Origin of the sequence: Accumulibacter sp. (assembly GCF_029255145.1) — a bacterium.
Taxonomy (GTDB): domain Bacteria; phylum Pseudomonadota; class Gammaproteobacteria; order Burkholderiales; family Rhodocyclaceae; genus Accumulibacter.
The window spans coordinates 1-19062 of the sequence record NZ_JAPUVQ010000060.1; the positions used below are offsets into that span (position 1 = coordinate 1).

Here is a 19062-nt window from a genome sequence, read left to right on the forward strand (position 1 = left end):
GCCAGACCAACCTTGGCCTTGAACTCCGGCGTATGTACCTTCCGGGTAGTTGCTTCACTCATCGCTTCTCGCTCCTATGATGGAACACAGCTTAAACCACTGTCTGATTTCCAGGGACCACTATAGAGAACGGGGACGAGCATGGACGACAGGACGCTGTGCCCGCTATGCGGCGAGGGACACATCACGCCGCGCACGGAAAGGCAGGAGACGGAGTATCGCGGCAAGCAAGGGACGGTGACGCTTCGCTACGCTGAATGCGATGCTTGCGGATCGGAAATCACGGGTGACGCCGACGGGCGCGCCAACAAACGCGCTGTGCTGGCCTTCCGCAAGTCCGTTGATGGCCTGCTGACGGGGGCCGAGATTCGCGCATTGCGCGAGAAGTTTGGCATCACGCAAGAGCAGGCATCACGCCTTTTCGGTGGCGGCCCAAAAGCGTTCAGCAAGTATGAAGCCGACGACGTGGCCCCTTCCGAGGCGATGAACACCCTGCTTTGTTTGGTTCGGCGAAGCGAAGACGCCTTTTGGGAGTTGCTTGCACTGAAGGACATGACAGCCGAACTGCCAGCGCGCAGAGTGGCGAAGCGCCACACGATAGGCGCGCCTGTGATGCGGATCGAACTGACGATTCGCCATGAAGTCGCGCCGGACATGCTGCCAGCGCACACCATTCCCTACCGTGTTCCGGTCCGCGCCATGAATGTGATGACGCATTGATGGACACACCCGATATGAACACACCCGACCTTCGCCCCCGCCTGATGAGTTTTCGCGTGCTGTCTTTTCGAGCAGAGAACAAGCTGCCCAAGGTCATCCAAACCGAAATCGGTTTTGAGATGACCCCGACGATAAGCCTTGGTTTGGCGCTACCCGCCACGCCCGATGGTCAGATACGAGGGATGGTCAATATTCAGATGGCGGGCCGCGCCGCGCCGCACAACTCGCCCGATGAACCTCTGGCCGATTTTTCCGCGAGCTACGAAGCGCTCTTCGTCTATCCCAAAGATGCCCCCGAAGCCGACGTTTCGGCCCGCTTTGAAAGCGAGACGCACCAGTACATGCTGGTGGCACAAGCCTTCCCGCTTGCGTCGAGCCACTTCCAGCGCGAGCTAATGGCGATGGGCTTCGCCGTCGGGAATCTGCCTCTGGGAATCTGACCGGCGCACGGCGTCCAGCCTGCCAGTTCCCGCATCGGCGACACCTGAATTCCTTGCTCGTCGTCTTACTGGTTCGCACCTGACCGTTCGGTCACGGTGCTGGCCAACGCCAACCCCGCAAGGCCCGTCCCGTCGCCATAGCATGGCGCTCTGCGCACACCGCCGCGCGAAATACCGCGTCACCGCTCTGCCACCTTCGCGTGCCGCCATTTCCCTTGTCTGAGACGGAACGAGATCCTTGCACGGCACCTCGCCAATGTCACCAGCCGTGGCCATTGGGGTCTGTCAAGGGATGTCGATCGCCCGGCGTCCGGACAGAGCAAGCCAGCCGCGGATGACGCGATAGCCGACCCACAGGCCAAGGATCACGATCAGCAGCCAAGCAATCGGGATGCCAATGATGGTGATGATCAGCAGGCCGTAGACCAGCAGCCACAGCACGGTGAACCAGAAGGTCCGGATCTGCCAGCGATAGTGGCTTTCGAGCCAGCTTCCCTGGACCTCGCTGCGCTTGATGTAGTTGAGCACCACGGCGATCAGCGATGGCACGCCAAAGACAAAGGCCCCGGCCACCGTCGCCGCGCCGGTCACCCCGATCACCACCGCCAGTGCGTGCAGCCCGTAGATCACATGACACCAGGCGCGGGCGCCATCGAGGTCGGAGCCCGCCGGGATCAACTCGCCATTCATTTCATTCTCCTGTCGCGCAGCGGCTTGGCCGCGATTCGCTCCACGTCAATGGTCAATTCATTCGTCAATCGGCAGCTGGCGCCCACCATCGAGAGGCCGGCGACGACCACCCGGTTACTCGCCGTGCCAGCCGTTCCGTTGCGCGCCAGCGCGCCCCTCACAGGCCCAGGTCGTTCCACAGGGCATCGACGCGCTGCTTTACGGCGGCGTCCATGACAATCGGCGTACCCCACTCGCGGCTCGTTTCACCGGGCCACTTGTTGGTCGCGTCGAGACCCATCTTGCTGCCGAGACCGGCCACCGGGCTGGCAAAGTCGAGATAATCGATCGGCGTGTTCTCGGCGATCAAGGTATCGCGCGCGGCGTCGACCCGGGTGGTCATCGCCCAGATCACTTCCTTCCACTGCCGGATATCGACGTCGTCGTCGACGACGATGATGAACTTGGTGTACATGAACTGGCGCAGGAAACTCCAGATGCCGAACATCACCCGTTTGGCGTGACCCGGGTACTGCTTCCGGATGCTCACCGTCGCCAGTCGATACGAGCAGCCTTCCGGCGGCAGGTAGAAGTCGACGATTTCCGGAAACTGCTTCTGCAACAGCGGCACGAAGACTTCATTGAGCGCCACGCCGAGCATCGCCGGTTCGTCGGGTGGTTTGCCGGTGTAGGTGCTGTGGTAGATCGGCTTGCGGCGCATGCTGATACGCTCGATGGTGAACACCGGGAAGCGGGCCTGCTCGTTATAGTAGCCGGTATGGTCGCCGTACGGACCTTCGAGTGCGCTTTCGGCCGGGTCGATGGCGCCTTCGAGGACAATCTCCGCCGAAGCCGGAACCTGCAGGTCCGACCCCAGGCATTTCACCAGTTCGGTCCTGGCGCCGCGCAGCAGCCCGGCGAACTGATATTCCGAGAGGCTGTCAGGCACCGGCGTGACCGCGCCGAGAATGGTCGCCGGATCAGCGCCCAGGGCGACGGCTACCGGAAAAGGCTGGCCTGGCCTGGCCTTGCAGTGCTCACGAAAATCGAGCGCGCCGCCACGATGCGCCAGCCAGCGCATGATCACCTTGTTGGCCCCAAGCACCTGCTGACGGTAGATACCCAGGTTCTGGCGGGTCTTGTGCGGCCCGCGGGTCACCGTCAGCCCCCAGGTGATCAGCGGCGCAGCGTCGCCCGGCCAGCACAGCTGGATCGGCAGCCGCGACAGATCGACGTCGCCGCCTTCCCAGACGATTTCCTGGCACGGCGCCGACGATCGCAGGTGCGGCGCCATGTTCAGCACCTGCTTGAGGACCGGCAGCTTGTCCCAGGCGTCCCGGAGCCCTTTCGGCGGCTCGGGCTCCTTCAGGTAGGCGAGCAGCTTGCCGACCTCGCGCAGCGCCGTCACCGACTCCTGGCCCATCCCCAGCGCCACCCGCCGCGGCGTGCCGAAGAGATTGGCCAGCACCGGCATGGTGTGCCCGCGGGGATTCTCGAAGAGCAGCGCCGGTCCGCCAGCACGCAGCACGCGATCACAAATCTCGGTCATCTCGAGCCGCGGGTCGACCTCGATGCCGACGCGCCTGAGCTCGCCTTGCCCTTCCAGTTGCGCGATGAAGTCGCGCAGGTCCTGATACTTCATCGGCAGCTTTCCGGCCGGAAACGTTCCGGCGGCAGCGTCGCGACAGCGACTTGGAGTTGGGGCCCGGCCAGGCGACCGCGCCGTCGAGTCCGCGGCGCGGTCGCCGGGACGTTCAATGGCTGATTATAGTCTGGCAGGCGCACCGGCGGCCGACTCCGCCCGGCGCGCGAGCAACATCCGTCCGATAGCCGCTTCGCCCTGGAATGGATGCTGCTGAGCACCGTGCCGACCCGCGCCTTTCGCTGAAGCGTGCCGCCGCGCGGCGAGGCATTGTCGCCGCCGGGGAATCGTGACACCCGTGCCTCAATCGCCTTGAGCCCGGTACCAAGCTGATTCCCCATCACCCGCGGCCCGCGGCGATCACACGCCGGTACGGGTCTGCTGACATGATGTGTCAAGACACGAAGATCGCCCGCCAAGCCGGTTGACGCCGTATCGGCCGGTGCTCCACCAGACCAGTGCCAGGCGTAGGGTGGTGCCCCCGCTATGCGGCAACTGATCGGGCACGCTTTCGCCGCGTCTCGCCCAGACCGAGGAGAGCCACACCGACCATCGCCAAGGTCACGGGTTCCGGCGCGGCGGCGGTCACCGCCTCGGCATCCAGCCGCACGTTGTCAAATGCCACATAAGGCGTCCCGGGGCCTGCGTTGTTGGTCCCGATCAAGCGAAGCACCATGGTGCTGCCGATGTCCGGGTTGCCGCTCGACACGAACGTCGAGGCAGAATATTCAACGAAGCCGCCGTCGGTGACATTGCTGAGCAGATCGGTGAAATCGATGACGTTCTGAGCCGACCCGACCAGCCCAAGCTGGAATCCAAACGAGCCCACATTGGGCCGGTCAAGCGGATTGCCGACCGCCACCCTCAGCGTGTAGATCGTGTTGGCCTGCAGCGTCGCGCCGAGCGTCTGCGTCAGCGGAACGCCGCCCGGTGACACCATGTACGCCGTGTTGTTGCCATTTGGTACGACTCCGCTTGGAAACGAGGCATTGCCGACGCCAGGGTTGTAGGCGCCGAAGCAATTCGGCGTACAGGCTGTGGTATCCGACCAGTCGGTGAGGACGTTGTTGGTGAACGCGTCCTCAGCCAGTATCTGGGATTCAAAACTGGCGTTAAGGATGATGACCGGTGCCGCCATGGCCGGCCATGCCCATGTCAGCGCCGCGGCGCATGCGAAGGCAACTGCAGTTCTCGTTCCCGTCTGGTTCGTTCTCATGGCGCTTCTCCTGTGGGTTGGGGTGGCAATCCTGCGTGACGCGCCAGCGTAGGACATCCGGTGGTACCGTCCAGAGCATCTAAGCCCCCATCAAGCGCTGTCAGAAGAAGGCAAAACTTGCGCCAGCTTCAGCAACCATTGGAGTTAGTTGTCTTTTTTCTTCAATCGACGCTTCGGCGAGCCCATGTGTAAACGTTTTCGACACAGTCAGGTGTGTCGCTAACCGTTCCCCCGCTCTTCAGAAAGGCCGCCACGGCCACGATTTCCTGGCGCGATGCTCGACCTTGACGACGACACGATGGGTATGTCGGCATGCATTGAGCACCACCGCGCCGCCGACGCCGAACGGCTGGCGCCAGCGCGATGACGATCATCGATCCATTCCTACGCCACCAGCGACCCTTGGCTAGCGGATACGGTAAGCGTAGTGACAGGCCACGCAGCCGCTGGTCAGCGACGGCAACGCGGCAATGGTCTGGTCACGGTCGCCGGTGGCCGCGATCCGGGCAAATTCGCTCGCCGCCCGATGCCCGTCGATCCCGGTAGCGTGCATCGCCGGCGGCATGTGCGGTCCGGGACGCGCGTCGACCGGCTGGCCGCGATGCCTGCCCATCGCCGAGACCCCGAGTTCCTTCTCGGCGAGCTCACCAGCCTCCTTCACCTTGCCCGCTCCGACCAGAACAAGAATCTCGTTCAGGGCCAACAAGTTGGCGCGCATCTCGGCGCGCACGGTTGCTTCGGCGGCGGCCGGCAGCGGCGCCAGTTGCCGCGCATCTTCGGCGGCGTGCGCTGTTCCCGCCAGCAGCGCCAGCGAGCAAATCAGGACGTTCTTCATCCGGTGACCCCTTTCGAGAGCAGAAAATCGAGGGCGATGCCGGCAAAGACGCTGGCACCCAGCCAATTGTTGTGCAGAAAAGCCTTGAAGCAGCGCTGCGGATCGCGCTCGCGAATCAGCGTGTAATGGTAGCCGGCGATCGCCGCCGCGACCGTCAGCCCGCCGTAGAACACGCCGCCCAGGCCGAGTCGGTAACCGACGGTGCCGATCAGCAGCAGCGCCAGCGCGTAGCAGCACATCACCGCCGCGACGTCGGCGCGGCCGAAAGTGATCGCGGAAGTCCGGATACCGATCTTCAGGTCGTCGGAACGGTCGACCATCGCGTACTCGGTGTCGTACGCGACCGCCCAGAACACGTTGGCCAGCAACAGCCACCAGGCATCCGCCGGGACCCTGCCGAGCTGTGCCGCGTACGCCATCGGAATGCCGAAACCGAAGGCGACGCCGAGGTACGCCTGCGGGATGGCCAGGAAACGCTTGGTGAACGGGTAACTCGCGGCGAGGAACAGGGCGGCGACAGACAGCGCCGCCAGCAGCCCGCTGCGCAGTGGCAGGACGACCAGCACAGCGCAGGCGACCAGGGCGCCGAACAACAGCAGTGCCTCGCGTACCGAAACCTTGCCGGCAGCCAGCGGCCGCTGGCTGGTCCGCGCCACGTGTGGATCGAAGTTGCGGTCGGCAAGGTCGTTGATCACGCAACCGGCCGAACGCATCAGCACCGTTCCGAGGACGAAGATCCACACCACCAGCGCGTCCGGCCGGCCCTGCGCCGAAAGCCACAAGCCCCACAGCGTCGGCCATAGCAGCAACAGGATGCCGATCGGTCTGTCGAGACGCATCAACCGCTCGTAGAGATCGATCCGTTCGCCCAGTTTCTGCCGTGAAAATCGCATGGCCGTCATTCTAACCTTTCGCCTTCGCGTCTCCGTCGGCGCCTGCCGCCGCCCGCTCTTCCTTCGGCGGTACCGGCGCCAGGTAGCTGGCGGCCAGCACCAGCAGCGCAATGCCGATCAGCGAGGCGCTCCACATCGTGGTGCCGGCGTTGGCCAGGTCGACCAGCAACAACTTGACGCCGACGACGGCGAGCAGCGCGAAACCGGCGTACCAGCCGGGCCGACTGCGCTGCCGGGTGGCCCGGATCATCAGCGCCAGAGCCACCGCCGCCCACAGCAGGCTCAACAATCCCTGCAGCAGACCCGAATGAAACATCGCCGACGCGCGAAACGGCACCCCGCCCCAGTGATGCGCGATGCGCGCCGCGAGCATGCTGATCCACACCAGCGCCAGCGCGGCCGGAACGGCGCGCAGCCGCGCGGCCACGCCCCAGCCGGCCAGTGGTACTTCACACAGCCGCCGCAGCCACCCCTGCAGCGCGACCAGCAGCAGCAGTTGCGTCGCGTCGAAAGGGTTGACCAGCGGCAGATACGGCAGCCCCGAGCCACCACCCGCGTGGCCGAAGTTGGCGGCGAGCGACCACCACCCGGCGGCCAGCGCGACCGGCAGCGTCGCCGCCCCTCGATAGCTTGCGAGCTGCGCCGAAAACGGCCACCGGCGGTGGCCGGCGTCTGGCAGCGCGATGCCGACCGCCGCCACCAGCCCCCAGCCCAGCAGCGGCCAAAGGCTGACGCCGGGCGCCAGACGCTGGCCGAGCCAGGCCAGCTCGACGCCGACGATCAGCAGCAGCAGCCACCAGGCGGCAACGTGGCGCAAGCCGGCAAACCGGTTCATCGCCGCGCCGGCTTGCTCCTGCCGCGCCAGCAGCCAGTAGTGCACAGCCAGCGCGCCCGGCATGACGACGACCATCGCCCCGGCGAGCGCGTGCCCGTCGCGCAGCACCGCCGCACCAGCCAGCAGCCACATTAGGGGCAACAGCGACGCCGCAGCCCAGCGCGCGGCAGTCCATCGGGCGGCGGCGCCGTACCATTCGAGGGCGGCCAGCGACAGCACCGCGAAGAGCAGCAGCAAGGGCAACTGCTGCGACGCCGGCGCAAACGCATCGATCTCGCGGCCGGCGCTGGCGAACCACCACAGCAGCGCCCAGCCGAGCAACAGTGCAGACGGCAAGAGCGGCTTCGGCAAAGCGTGCAGCAGGCGCGCGCCGGCCAGGCCGGCGGCAGCGATCAGCGCGCCACCGAGGCAGAGATCGTTGAATACCGGCTGCGCGTGCCCCAGTTCGTCCACACCAGCCAGGAAGGAAAGCCCGGCCAGCAGTTGCATCGCCGACCCGAAAACCTGCGCGACACGGCGCTGCTGGCGGACGCCGAACCACAACACGGCGACGCCTTCGACCGCCCACAGCGCCGAAGTCACCTGCGCCCCGAAAGCGAGCGGCACCGCGAGAGTCAGGAAGGCAATCGCGATCGCCAGATGACAGCGCTCAAGCAGGCGTATCGCCGTAGCGAGCATGGTCATCCGGCGATACAGCGCCACCCACCAGCCGAGGTAGTACACGCCAGCCAGCAGGGCGCTGAAAGCGAGGCCGTAGCGATCGTCGCCGAGCAGCGCCGCCTGCAAGACGCTGCCGGCGAGCGGCGTACCGAACAGCAGCGTACCCTCTCCCCAGCCCTTCCAGCCTGGCGCGCGCAGCAGCGCGGTCAGCGGCGAGGCCGCCGAGTACATGACGCAGAAGACGATCAGGAAGCCCTGGATCAGCGGGTAATGCGCCGGCCGATACAGTTCGATCGCCCAGCTCATGCCGACCACCAGGGTCAACACGAAGCCGGCGATATTGAGCCGCCGCCAGGCGTGCACCCAGCCGACGCCGAGAACAAGGGCGTTCAGCAAGCTGAAGTAAGCGAACAACAGCCGCGGGTCGGCGCCGTTCCCCGCCGCCAGCAGCGGCGCCAGGAAAGCACCGGCGATCCCCATGACCGCCAGCAGCTCACCCTTCTGGCGCATCGCCAGCAGCACACAGACGACGCCGAGGACGGCGAAGAGCGCGAAAGCGCTGACTTCGCCAAGCATCGCGTAGCGCGCGAGCATGAAATACACAATCAGATAATGGATCGCCAGACCGCCACCCTGCAGCGCCAGCCCGAACATCTGCCGCGTATCCTGCTCCGGCCGCTGCCGCGCCTGCTGCACGCGCGACCAGCCGAAGAGCAGCATGGCCAGACCGGCGAGCGCAGCCAGCAGCAGGCGCAGCGGCACCGGAAACAGGCCATGCTCGGCGGCCAGGCGCAGTCCCGAAGCAACCCCGAAAAAGAGCAGGACAACACCGACCTTGGCCAGCAGGTTGCCGGCCAGCAGCCGCGACCACCAGCGTGTCGGCGGCTCTTCGGGGTCGAGGGCCAGGGGCTGGACAGTTCGCGCAGGCGCTTCGCCAGCGGCAGGCGGGCCGTCAGGCAGCGCCGCCGCCGTCATCCCGACCGGCGGGGTCGACGCGCGGGCCAACTCCACGCGCGACTCCTCGCCCGGCCCGGGCAGCGGCTCTCCGCGCATTCGCGCCAGCTCGGCACGCAAAGCCTGCGACTCGCGGTAAAGCCAATCGACTTGCGCCTCCAGGGTCTGCAAACGCTGCTCGTTCGAAGACCGTGGCTGCGACACCTGGCCGCTACGACTGGCCAGGCGCTGCGCCAGTTCCCGGCCCAGCAACACACCGAGCACGCCGCCCAGCAGCGCGCCGACGATCCCCAGCAGGCTGCCGAATGCCGCCCCTAGCAGGAGTCCGAGCAGCCACATCAGACCTTCCTCGCGCGCCGACGACGCTGACGCTTAGCGCCAGTCGCCGCGCAGCGCAGCGACGATCTCGCGCAGGTGCTCGGGCGTCGCTGCCGCTGGCGCCACCGCCGGGCCGACGCTCAGCGCGATCCTGGCGAACAGCCCGGCACGCAGCGGATTGCTCATCGCCGGGCCATCCTTGCGACTGAAGAAGCTCCCCCACAGGCCCTGCAGCGCCATCGGGATCACCGCTACCGGCGTCCGTCCGACGATCTGCTGAACGCCCGGGCGGAAGGGATAGATCTCGCCGTTGTCGGTAATCCGGCCTTCCGGGAAGATCGCCACCAGTTCGCCTTCGGCCAGCGCGTGCGCGACTTCCTCGAAGGCCGCCGCCATCATCGCCGCGTCTTCCCGGGCCGGGGCAATCGGAATGGTGTGCATGTGCCGAAAAATGAAGTTGATCACCGGCAGCCGGTAGATCCGGTGATCCATCACGAAACGGATCGGCCGCCGGCTCGCCGCGGCGATGACGATCGGGTCGACGAAGCTGACGTGATTGCAGACCAGAATCGCCGGCCCGTCCTGCGGGATGTTCTCCAGCCCGTTCTGCTGCAGGCGGTACACCGAGTGAATCAGCAGCCAGGCAATGAAGCGCAACATGAACTCGGGGACCAGGCTGTAGATGTAGACCGCCACCGCCGCATTGCACAGCGCGGCGATGCCGAACAAGGCCGGGATCGACAGGCCATTGCCAAGCAGCCCGGCGGCGGCCAGCGCGCCGCAGACCATGAACAGCGCGTTGAGAATGTTGTTCGCGGCAATGATTCGCGCGCGTTGCTCCGGGGCACTGCGCAACTGGATCAGCGCATACAGGGGAACGATGAAGAAGCCGCCGAAAAGCCCGAGCGCGAACAGGTCGAACAGCACGCGCCAGGTCTCGTGCATGGCGAGCACGCCGGCGAGCGGCAGCGGCGCGCCGGCGGGCAGCAGATCCGGCGAAGCGAAAGCGAGGTCGATGCCGAAGACCGTCAGACCGATCGAACCGAAAGGCACCAGGCCGATTTCGACGTGTCCGGCCGACAGCCGGTCGCAGAGCAGCGAGCCGATGCCGATGCCGACCGTGAACACCGCCAGCAGCAGGGTCACCGTCGTCTCGTTGCCGCCGAGCACGTTCTTCGCGTAGACCGGGAACTGCGCCAGGAACATCGCGCCGTAGAGCCAGAACCACGAGATCCCGAGAATCGACAGGAAAACTGTCCGGTTCTGGCGCGCAAAGCCGACGTTGCGCCAGGTTTCGGTGAACGGGTTGAGGCCGACCACCAGTTCGGGCACCGGCGCCGGCGCGACCGGTATGCCGCGGCTGCACAGATAGCCGAGCACCGCCACGACCAGCCCGACAAGCGCGATCCAGGTCGTCGCGCCGTCCACCGCCGCGAGCAGACCGCCAGCCAGGGTGCCGACCAGGATCGCGACGAAAGTCCCCGACTCGACCAGCGCGTTGCCGCCGACCAGTTCGTCCTCGCGCAGATGCTGCGGCAGGATCGCGTACTTCACCGGCCCGAACAGCGCCGACTGCAGGCCCAGCAGAAACAGGGCAGCGAGCAGCACGGCCAGGCTGTGCACTACGAAACCGAGCACGGCCACACCCATGATGACGATTTCGAGCAGTTTGGTCAGACGCGCCAGGCGGGCCTTGTCGTACTTGTCGGCGAGTTGGCCGGCGGTGGCCGAGAACAGGAAGAACGGCAGGATGAAGATCCCCGCCGCCAGGTTGGTCAGCACCTCCGGCGTCAGCGTCGTCCAGCTCGTTGCCTGGAAAGTGAGCAGCACCACCAGCGCGTTCTTGAACAGGTTGTCGTTGAAGGCGCCAAGAAACTGGGTGCCAAAGAAGGGCGCGAAGCGACGGGTATTGAGCAGGCCAAACTGGGAACTCATACACTGTTCCTTTCAAAGAAGGAGCGGGTCTCGAAGACCGACGCAGCGAAGCGCCGGGCACCCGCGGACAGGTGTCGCTTGAGAACGAAGTCAAAGAGCAGCGGATTATGCTGCCGGATCGTCTCGAGCACCGGCACCGCCGACTGCGGGAGCATGCCACGCTCGGCGAACTCTGCGGGAGAGATCAGCGGCACGATGCCGGGCAAGGGATAGTCGGAACCATTGAGCAGTCGCGGATGCCACTCGCTGCGCTCGATCACCGTCCGGACGATCTCGGCGCTGCGATTGCGCAGCGTCAGCGCCGAGATGTCGGCGAACAGCAGTTTGTCATAACGCGCTTCGCCCATCAGCCGGGCAAAGAGGTCGAAACAAGTCGCCTGAGGGCCGTTCGCTCCCCGATCGAGGTCGACCGCGCTGCCGATCGAAGCGCAATGGGCAACCACCACCCGCACGCCGTGGTCCAGCGGCCGGCGCAGCAGCAGCGGGTTGCCGAAAGCCTGCAGATCGCCGCCATCGACGGCTCTCTCCTCGCCGGCGTGGCTGATCAGCGGCACGTCGTGGCTGGCCAGCGCCGCATAGAAGCGGTCGCAAAGCGGCGACGACGGATCGATACCCATCGCCGACGGCAGCCACTTGACCGCCCGCGCGCCAGCGCGCACAGCGGCAGCAAGCTCCTCGACGCAGTCGACACGATGCGGATGAATCGACGCCGCCCACGCGAAGACTTGCGGATGACGGTCGGCGACCGACCGCGCGTAGGCGTTCGGGGTGTAGAAAGAACTGCGATCGGGGTCGGCGCGACCGTCAACGTCGTGGAAGCGGTCGAAAGCGAAGAGCAGCAGCCTGGCTCCCGGCGGCAGTCCGTCGACGAGATTCTGCAGGCGCTCGACGTAGCTGTCGTCGATCCGCCCCGGCGCGTCATGAACACACCCGGCGTTCAGATAGAACAGTCGCTGGGCATACTGCAGGGGATGGAAGAGGCTCTCCATCCGTGGATGGACCTCGATGCCGCTACCCGAATCGCCAGTACCGACCAGATGCACGTGGCAATCGAGGAAGCGCTTCGCGTCCACTCCCGCCCACGCCGACTGGACCAGTTCGTGCGCCGCTGTCGCTGGCGGCAGCAGCGCGTGGCAGGCGTTGAACAGGGCCGGCGAACGTTGCGCCAGGAGCGCAGTCAGCGTCACGCCGCTGGCCGCCAGCCCGCCGAACAGAAGACGGCGACGCCGCGGGTTCATCGCGTCTGCCGAGCACGGCCAAACTGCCCGCTCACGCGCTTTCCCGCAGGTAATCGAGGACGTTGCCCAGACATTCTTCGAGAAACGCCTTGTTGATCCAGAAGTAGACTTCCTTGCCCACTTTCTCGGAGAGCAGGACATCGGCCTCGCGCAGGGTCTTCAAATGGTGCGAAACCGTAGACCGGGCGAGCGTCGAGACCTGGGCAATTTGCCCAACATTGAGCCGCTCGCCCGGCTCGAAGAGCAGCAGAATGCGCTGCCGATGCTCGTCGCCAAGCGCTACAAAAACTTTGGACATCGCCTGCCACTGGCGAGGAATCGTCCGACCGTAATCACCCAGCATGGTCACCCCCTTGATTCATGGGACGGCGACAAACATATCGACGAGTGTAGCCATATCGACATTAAAGTCAAGGACGATTTCGCGCTCTCGACGATCCGAAAGTCGCCGGTGACGGAAGCTCGACGGCGTCGGCGTAGAATCCGCCGATGGCGTTCTCGTCCTGACTTCCTGTCAGGCGCCATGGGCGAAGACGCATTCCGGCACGCTGCGAGGCGATCGCCTCGCATACCCGCCCGGCATTTTTGCCAGGAGACCTACAGCATGGGTTTGCTCGATACCGTCCTGGGCTCTGTCCTGGGCGGCCAGCCGTCTGCCGACCGTGGTCAGAACAACGGCCTGGCGGGCCTCATGGGCCCGCTGCTCGACAACCCCCGCCTGCTGCGAGCAGCTGGCGGGATTGCTCGCCAATGATGGCCCGGCCGGCGGCATCGGTGGCTTGATCGTCAGCTTTCAGCGGGCCGGTCTCGGCGAGGTGATCGCCTCGTGGATCGGCGCGGGTCAGAATCAGGCAATTTCGGGTGAGCAGATCGGCCAAGCGCTGGGGCCGGAAACGATCGCCGACCTGGCCGGCAAGCTGGGCTCCAGCTCTTCTGATACAGCCCAGCAGCTGTCGCAAGTCCTGCCCGATCTGATCGACCAGCTCACCCCCGCCGGGCAGCGGCCGCAGAATGGCCTGGGCAATGGCGGCGACCTGATGCGGATGCTGGGCCGCTTGCTGGCCGGGCGCTAGCCAAGCGCCGCTCGACCGGTCGCGGCCGGGCCATCAGGCCGCTCAAGGGCAGGCTTCGCGGGCCCGACCGCACCGCCAGCACAGCCGGCGCGGTCGCCAGCACAAGCATCGCAAGGCATGCCGGGCGATCTTGCAGGGCTGCCGACCCCGGCGCAGCCATTCACCCCCTGTCCATCGCGGTCGTTTCCGGGCCGGTGCGCCAGATCCGATAACGTACTTCGACGCCTTCCGGCGCGTAGACGACGATCGGTACACGGCTGTTGTAGCGGATCAGGTAGGTTTCGCCACCAAGAGCGATGAAGCGACGCACCTTCGCCGTGCCCGGGTTGATCGCCATCAGGGTCCCGGCCATCGGCCCCAGGCTGCTGATCATGTAACGCACGAACCCCCAACCCGGGATCGTTTCGTTCGCGATCGTGCCGGCGAAAAAGTACCTGTTGGCGGGGTCAACCTCGACCGTCTGCCCAGCGACCAGCTCGACCCTGAAATCGGCTTCGTCCTGCTGTTCCGGAAGTTGCAGAACGTAGCGCACCATGCCCGCGTCGGCCGCCGGAAACGCGTTCAGGTTGTCCGCGGCCTGGAGCGGCAGCAAGACCAAGAGTGCCCACAGGCCGAGCAGCAAGCGAGATGCCTTCATATATCCTCCTTGTCACAAAGTGGAAAAAAACGGTAGCAGCCAACGAGCGCTGCCGCGCAAGCCACAGGCACGACAACAGATCGCCTCGGGATGTCGCCGTCTATAATGGCTTCGAGCAATAACAGGGCCTGGACAGCGGGCACCAACGAGCGCGGGAAAGCATGTGCCAAACTTGATTCACGGGGCAGCGGTTCGGACCGTCTATTCGCTGCTCACCGCCTTGCTGGTGGGGCTGGCCGGATGTGCCAGTCGCGAACGCGCGCCCGATCTCGCGCCGGCGGTCCAGGTCTCCGAGCGCACCTGGCAACTGGTCGACCGCGACATCGCCGCGGCATCACTGGCCGCGACCGGACCCTCCTGGAACTACGCGCGCGGCTCGATGGAAGCGTGGCGCAGCCGCGTCCGCCAGCGCACCGAAGAAGACTTCATTCCGTGGTATGGCGGCTACTGGACGCAGCAGTGGCTGGCCATCAAGGTGGCCTGGTACCAGTTGGGAAGTGGCGAAGGAAGCAATGCCGCCGCCAAACGACTGGCCGCCTACCTGCAGGAGCAATACCACCAGCGGGTGCTGGGACCGGTCGCCGAGGAGATCGACCCGCAGGTGATCCGGGGGCAAGCGACGGCGCTTTACGTCCAGCTCCTGAGCGCCCGGATTCCGGCCATCCCGGCGCGCTACGGTGTCCCGGCCGAACAGTTCGAGCAGCGACTCAAAGCCATTCCGGCGATTTCCCTGGCGCCTCCAGCCGCGCACGGCGCCTCGCTCTTCCAACTGGTGCACGCTCAACCGATCGGTGATCTGCCCGCCTATGCGACGCTGCTGGCGCACGTCCGCAAGGCTGGCGGTGACGTCGGAGCCGGGCCATCGGACGCCAGGATGTCGCCGCTGGCCGAGCAGATGGCCGAACGACTGGTGGCCAGGCTCGCCATCGGCGGCAGTGCCAGCGCCGCCGCCGCGGCGGCTGGCGGCGTCGCCGGAATGGTGATTTCTCTGGGGGCGACCGGCATCAGTGCGATCACGCACGAGAACCAACGGCCAGAACTGGAGGCACAGATCCGGGAAAGCCTGAACGCTGCGCTCGACGAAATGTGGCACGGCCTGATGGAAAATACCGCTACCGGGGTGATGGCAGCGGTCTATCACATCGCTGGACAGATTGCCGCAAGTACCGCCCATGCCGCTTCGCAGGCGCTTGAACTCGAACGGGAAGCTCCGGAAGCCTGGCCGCCGGGCGGACCAGATCTTCCGGAGCAGCCTTACGACGACGACGGTCGGGCCGATATTGACAGCGCGGACGAGTGACCCGGCACGACCGCCGAAAGTTCGCCTGCACCATCAAGGAGAGCGTTCCCCCGCTGGCGATTGCCCGAACGCCGGCTCACTGACCGGGGCAGATCTCACCCGTATAGACCGCGAAACCACCCAGTTCCTGTCCGGCTATGGCAATTGTTCCAGTGGCGCCCGCGAATCCCTTGGTGCCGCCGACGATCTTGAGGATCTCCGCCACCTTGCCATCGGCCGTGATCGTGCCGGTGTCCTTGGTGTACAGCTTGCCGGAAAGCTGCTTGGGACCCGCAAAGACCTTGCCGGTCAACACCGTCTGAGCGGTGAAACTCGTAAGGCCCGCACGCACTCCGGACTCGAAAGTGAGCGGCGTGGGACCGCGCGGAACGAACTCGCCTTGCGGGGTTCGGTTGCCGGCCAGCACCGTCGTCAATCCCGCCGACCCCGAGAACTGCGCGGTGCCAAATCCCTTGACCGTGAAGCAGAGCGACGCGGCGGGCACCGAAGAGGGCAAGACATCGGCGAGCAATGGGTCGGGCAACTCGCTGCCGCTCCAGGCGCTCTGCGCACCCCTGATCGTACAAGCGCCATCGGGAGTGGACTGGACAACCCCGGTCAGCGGAATACACGCACCGCCAAAGCCATAGGCGGTACTGGCGAAGACGATGGAAAGCGTCGCCATGGCCGGTCTGGTGATCATTTTCACGTTTGACTCCCTCCAAGAAAGGCGACGAGACGCCCGTGTCTTTGCCGTCGCGCAAGTGGAACCCCCCGGACCGCGCTGATTATGCGATCTGCAGCGGCAAATGCAAGCCCCCGACGACTCCTGCGGCCAGCGGCAGCCGCGGGTGCCGCGCCTCAGGCCGTCCCTTCAGGCCGCTCCGGACACCGCCGGTTGCAGGCGCCAGGCTGGAAACACGACGCGGAAAGTGCTGCCCTCGCCCACTTCGGACTCGATTGCCAGGCTTGCCTGGTGACGCAGAAGGATGTGCTTGACGATCGCCAGACCGAGGCCGGTGCCACCGGTCTCACGCGAGCGACCGCGGTCGACACGGTAGAAACGCTCGGTCACCCGTGGCAGGTGTTCGGCAGCAATACCGACACCCGAGTCGCGCACCGAAAAGGTGGCGACGTCGTCGCGGACCCGCCATTCGATGCCGATGCTGCCACCAGCTGGCGTGTAGCGAATGGCGTTCGATACCAGGTTGCCAAAGGCACTGTGCAGTTCCTTCCGGTTGCCGCGAACGCCCGGCCCCTCGCAGCTGACCGCGAGACGATGCCGGCCTTCGCTGAGGCTTTGCCCCTCGGCCAGCAGCTGCGCCAGGAGATCGGCCATGTCGACGTCTTCTTCGCTGGCTGGGGCGTCTTCTGCTTCGAGCCGCGACAGCGTCAGCAGGTCGTCGACCAGGGTCAACATGCGCGCCGTCTGATCGCTCATCAGGCGTGCGAACTGCTGGCGCTGCTCGGTGTCGAGCACGCCATCCTCGGCAAAATGCTCGAGAAACCCACTGACCACGGTCAATGGCGTACGCAGCTCGTGCGAAACATTGGCGACAAAGGTGCTGCGCATCGATTCGACGCGTCGAGCGTCGGTGACGTCGAGGCTGACCACCAGCTTGTTGCGCTCGCCGAGCGGGACCACCCGGACGGTATAGACGCGGGTCCGGGCAGCCGGCGACTGCAGAACGAAGGGCGTCTCCGCGTCCGGACTACTCAGGTATTCGGCAAAACCAGGGGTCCGCACCAAATGCTCGATGATTGCCCCGGTGTCGCGCGGCAAACGGATTCCCAGGTGCGCGCCAGCGGCGCGATTGCTCCAGTGGATCTGGTGGCTCGAATCGAGAATCACCAGTCCGTCCGGAACGGCGTCCATGGCCTCTCTGAACGATCGCAGCCGGGCCTCGACCACCTCGCGGCCACGCAAATCCTGCCGCAGCTTGCGGGTGAGCTTGCGGAAGACCTTCCCGCCAGCGACGCCGGCGGGAGGCTCGCTGCCGTCGGGGGCGTCGAGCCACGCGTCCAGCATCGACAACTGTCTGCTGCGCACCATTGCGACGAGGCAGAAGCCGAGCGTGGCCAGCGCCCAGGCCCAGGCCGGGCCATGACTCAGCCAGGCCAGCGCAGCCAGGCACAGAATCGGCAGAACGCTGGTCAGCAGGAACTTCGCGACCCATCGACCGCCACGGGTCATGAGGCCGTCAGCTTGGACCCGGTGGACGCGGGCCGGCCGCTCAGTTTGTAACCCGCGCCACGAACCGTCTCGACAAGCTGCTCGGCGGTCGGTCCGAGGGCGACGCGCAGGCGCCGGATATGGATGTCGACCGTACGATCCTCGATGTAGACGTGGTCGCCCCAGACATTGTCGAGCAGCTGTTGGCGCGTATAGACGCGGCCGGGGTTGGCCATCAGAAAGCGCAGCAGGCGAAACTCGGTCGGCGTCAGGGTAATCCGGCGCCCCTCGATGTGCGCTTCATGACTGACCGTGTCGAGCTCGACCGGGCCGGCGCTGAGCGTGCCCTTGACATACTCCGGAGCGCAGCGCCGGAGCACGGCCTGCACCCGTGCAAGGAGTTCCTTGGGGCTGAAGGGCTTGACGATGTAATCGTCGGCACCGCCTTCCAGGCCGGCAACGCGGTCCGCTTCCTCGCCACGCGCGGTCAGCAGGATGATCGGCAGGCCGCGCGTTCGCGCCTCGTTGCGCAGCCTGCCGGTCAGCGCCAGACCGGACCGGCCGGGCAGCATCCAGTCGATCAGGACAATATCGGGCAGCGTGTCGCGGAGCAAGGTCTCGGCGTGTTCGGCACTGTCGGCACACAGCGGCTGGTAGCCACCGCGACCCAGCGTGAACCGCAGCAGTTCCTGAATACCCTTGTCGTCCTCGACCACCAGCACCAGCGGCAGCCCGGGAGATGACTTGATCATGCCTGCTCCAGGCTCTTGGCAGGGGCAGCGGTGTGCCTGACGTCGACCCCACTGACGATATAGATCACGTTTTCAGCGATGTTTGCCGCGTGGTCGCCGACCCGTTCGATGGCCTTGGCGATCCAGATGATGTCCAGTGCCTCGGTGATCGTGCGCGGGTCTTCCATCATGTAGGTGATCAGCTGCCTGAGGATGGCGTTGAAAGCGTCATCGAGCGCCTTGTCGGCGCCGATGACCTGACGGGCGGCGTCGACATCCATTCGCGCCAGCGAGTCCAGCGCACTCTGCAGCATGTCGGTGGCCAGACGTCCGCAATGGTGAATGTCGGACAGCCGGGGGACGCGCTGGCTGCCTGCGCGTTGCAGCCGGCGCGACATGTTGGCGATCTTGGCGGCCTTGTCACCGCTTCGCTCGAGGTCGGTGACGATCCGCGAGATGGCCATCACCAGCCGCAGGTCGCGCGCCGTCGGTTGCCGGCGGGCAATCAGCAGGGTGCAGGCCTCGTCGATCGCCACCTGGTGAGCGTCCACTTCGCGGTCGGTATCGATGACCTGTTGCATCGCCTCGAGCTGGCCGGTGCTGAAGGCCTCGATGGCCGCCAGCAACTGCCTTTCGACCAGTCCACCCATCTGCAGGATGCGAGTGCGGATGTGTTCAAGCTCAAGGTCGAACTGCTTGCTGAGATGGTCGCTCATGAGATGGGCTTGCGTCCGTAAGAGAAGGCTGCGGGCAGGCTACGGCGACAATGTTACCGGAAGATGACGGCACCGCGGAGGGGGCGCAGGATCGCGTC

Annotated in this window: 19 protein-coding genes; 5 read left to right on the forward strand and 14 right to left on the reverse strand. The window is 65.8% G+C overall.

Annotated features, from left to right (window positions below):
- The first annotated feature begins 141 nt into the window (after positions 1 to 141).
- Together Q1L50_RS06275 and Q1L50_RS06280 are read left to right on the forward strand one after the other, a co-directional pair.
- Positions 142 to 720: a type II toxin-antitoxin system MqsA family antitoxin gene (locus Q1L50_RS06275; protein ID WP_300336810.1), complete on the forward strand. Its 579-nt coding sequence runs from the start codon at positions 142 to 144 to the stop codon at positions 718 to 720.
- Between the two features lie 14 nt (positions 721 to 734).
- Positions 735 to 1160: a hypothetical protein gene (locus Q1L50_RS06280; protein WP_300336812.1), complete on the forward strand. Its 426-nt coding sequence runs from the start codon at positions 735 to 737 to the stop codon at positions 1158 to 1160.
- A gap of 285 nt (positions 1161 to 1445) precedes the next feature.
- Here the strand turns inward: Q1L50_RS06280 and Q1L50_RS06285 are convergent, their stop codons facing one another.
- The 9 genes from Q1L50_RS06285 to Q1L50_RS06325 all read right to left on the reverse strand — a co-directional run bounded on the left by Q1L50_RS06285 (position 1446) and on the right by Q1L50_RS06325 (position 12698).
- The gene (locus Q1L50_RS06285) at positions 1446 to 1850 is read right to left on the reverse strand and encodes a hypothetical protein (protein ID WP_300336813.1); all 405 of its coding nucleotides are present in this window, start codon (positions 1848 to 1850) and stop codon (positions 1446 to 1448) included.
- Positions 1851 to 2007: 157 nt separating this feature from the next.
- On the reverse strand, positions 2008 to 3471 hold the full coding sequence (gene ubiD / locus Q1L50_RS06290; RefSeq protein WP_300336815.1) for a 4-hydroxy-3-polyprenylbenzoate decarboxylase: 1464 nt from the start codon (positions 3469 to 3471) through the stop codon (positions 2008 to 2010).
- A gap of 484 nt (positions 3472 to 3955) precedes the next feature.
- Positions 3956 to 4687, reverse strand: coding sequence for a hypothetical protein (locus tag Q1L50_RS06295; protein WP_300336816.1), 732 nt, complete (start codon positions 4685 to 4687; stop codon positions 3956 to 3958).
- 406 nt (positions 4688 to 5093) lie between these two features.
- Positions 5094 to 5522: a cytochrome C gene (locus tag Q1L50_RS06300; protein ID WP_300336818.1), complete on the reverse strand. Its 429-nt coding sequence runs from the start codon at positions 5520 to 5522 to the stop codon at positions 5094 to 5096.
- On the reverse strand, positions 5519 to 6424 hold the full coding sequence (gene ubiA, locus Q1L50_RS06305; protein ID WP_300336819.1) for a 4-hydroxybenzoate octaprenyltransferase: 906 nt from the start codon (positions 6422 to 6424) through the stop codon (positions 5519 to 5521). The genes Q1L50_RS06300 and ubiA overlap by 4 nt, the downstream gene beginning before the upstream one ends.
- A gap of 1 nt (position 6425) precedes the next feature.
- Positions 6426 to 9203: a DUF2339 domain-containing protein gene (locus Q1L50_RS06310; RefSeq protein ID WP_300336821.1), complete on the reverse strand. Its 2778-nt coding sequence runs from the start codon at positions 9201 to 9203 to the stop codon at positions 6426 to 6428.
- Positions 9204 to 9236: 33 nt separating this feature from the next.
- Positions 9237 to 11117, reverse strand: coding sequence for an MFS transporter (locus Q1L50_RS06315; RefSeq protein WP_300336822.1), 1881 nt, complete (start codon positions 11115 to 11117; stop codon positions 9237 to 9239).
- Positions 11114 to 12355, reverse strand: a complete 1242-nt coding sequence (locus Q1L50_RS06320; RefSeq protein ID WP_300336824.1) for an amidohydrolase family protein — start codon at positions 12353 to 12355, stop codon at positions 11114 to 11116. The genes Q1L50_RS06315 and Q1L50_RS06320 overlap by 4 nt, the downstream gene beginning before the upstream one ends.
- A gap of 31 nt (positions 12356 to 12386) precedes the next feature.
- Positions 12387 to 12698: a metalloregulator ArsR/SmtB family transcription factor gene (locus Q1L50_RS06325; RefSeq protein WP_300336826.1), complete on the reverse strand. Its 312-nt coding sequence runs from the start codon at positions 12696 to 12698 to the stop codon at positions 12387 to 12389.
- Between the two features lie 261 nt (positions 12699 to 12959).
- On the opposite strand from Q1L50_RS06325, the gene Q1L50_RS06330 reads away from it, so the two are divergent.
- Positions 12960 to 13109 carry a hypothetical protein gene (locus Q1L50_RS06330; RefSeq protein ID WP_300336828.1) on the forward strand — a complete coding sequence of 50 codons (150 nt, stop codon included), beginning with the start codon at positions 12960 to 12962 and terminating at the stop codon, positions 13107 to 13109.
- Positions 13096 to 13428 carry a YidB family protein gene (locus Q1L50_RS06335; protein WP_300336831.1) on the forward strand — a complete coding sequence of 111 codons (333 nt, stop codon included), beginning with the start codon at positions 13096 to 13098 and terminating at the stop codon, positions 13426 to 13428. The genes Q1L50_RS06330 and Q1L50_RS06335 overlap by 14 nt, the downstream gene beginning before the upstream one ends.
- Before the next feature lie 160 nt (positions 13429 to 13588).
- Here the strand turns inward: Q1L50_RS06335 and Q1L50_RS06340 are convergent, their stop codons facing one another.
- Positions 13589 to 14050, reverse strand: coding sequence for an ecotin family protein (locus tag Q1L50_RS06340; protein ID WP_300336833.1), 462 nt, complete (start codon positions 14048 to 14050; stop codon positions 13589 to 13591).
- A 178-nt stretch (positions 14051 to 14228) separates the two neighbouring features.
- Here Q1L50_RS06340 and Q1L50_RS06345 point away from each other — a divergent pair, with 178 nt between their 5' ends.
- Positions 14229 to 15365, forward strand: coding sequence for a hypothetical protein (locus tag Q1L50_RS06345; RefSeq protein WP_300336835.1), 1137 nt, complete (start codon positions 14229 to 14231; stop codon positions 15363 to 15365).
- Positions 15366 to 15441: 76 nt separating this feature from the next.
- On the opposite strand, the gene Q1L50_RS06350 is transcribed toward Q1L50_RS06345, so the two are convergent.
- From Q1L50_RS06350 to phoU, 4 genes are all read right to left on the reverse strand, one after another.
- Complete coding sequence (locus tag Q1L50_RS06350; RefSeq protein WP_300336837.1) at positions 15442 to 16053, reverse strand: hypothetical protein; 612 nt, start codon at positions 16051 to 16053, stop codon at positions 15442 to 15444.
- A 165-nt stretch (positions 16054 to 16218) separates the two neighbouring features.
- Complete coding sequence (gene phoR / locus Q1L50_RS06355) at positions 16219 to 17538, reverse strand: phosphate regulon sensor histidine kinase PhoR (RefSeq protein ID WP_300336839.1); 1320 nt, start codon at positions 17536 to 17538, stop codon at positions 16219 to 16221.
- Positions 17535 to 18269, reverse strand: a complete 735-nt coding sequence (gene phoB / locus Q1L50_RS06360) for a phosphate regulon transcriptional regulator PhoB (RefSeq protein WP_300336840.1) — start codon at positions 18267 to 18269, stop codon at positions 17535 to 17537. The genes phoR and phoB overlap by 4 nt, the downstream gene beginning before the upstream one ends.
- The gene (gene phoU, locus Q1L50_RS06365; protein WP_300336842.1) at positions 18266 to 18964 is read right to left on the reverse strand and encodes a phosphate signaling complex protein PhoU; all 699 of its coding nucleotides are present in this window, start codon (positions 18962 to 18964) and stop codon (positions 18266 to 18268) included. Before phoU ends, phoB begins: the two co-directional genes overlap by 4 nt.
- Between the last annotated feature and the right edge of the window lie 98 nt (positions 18965 to 19062).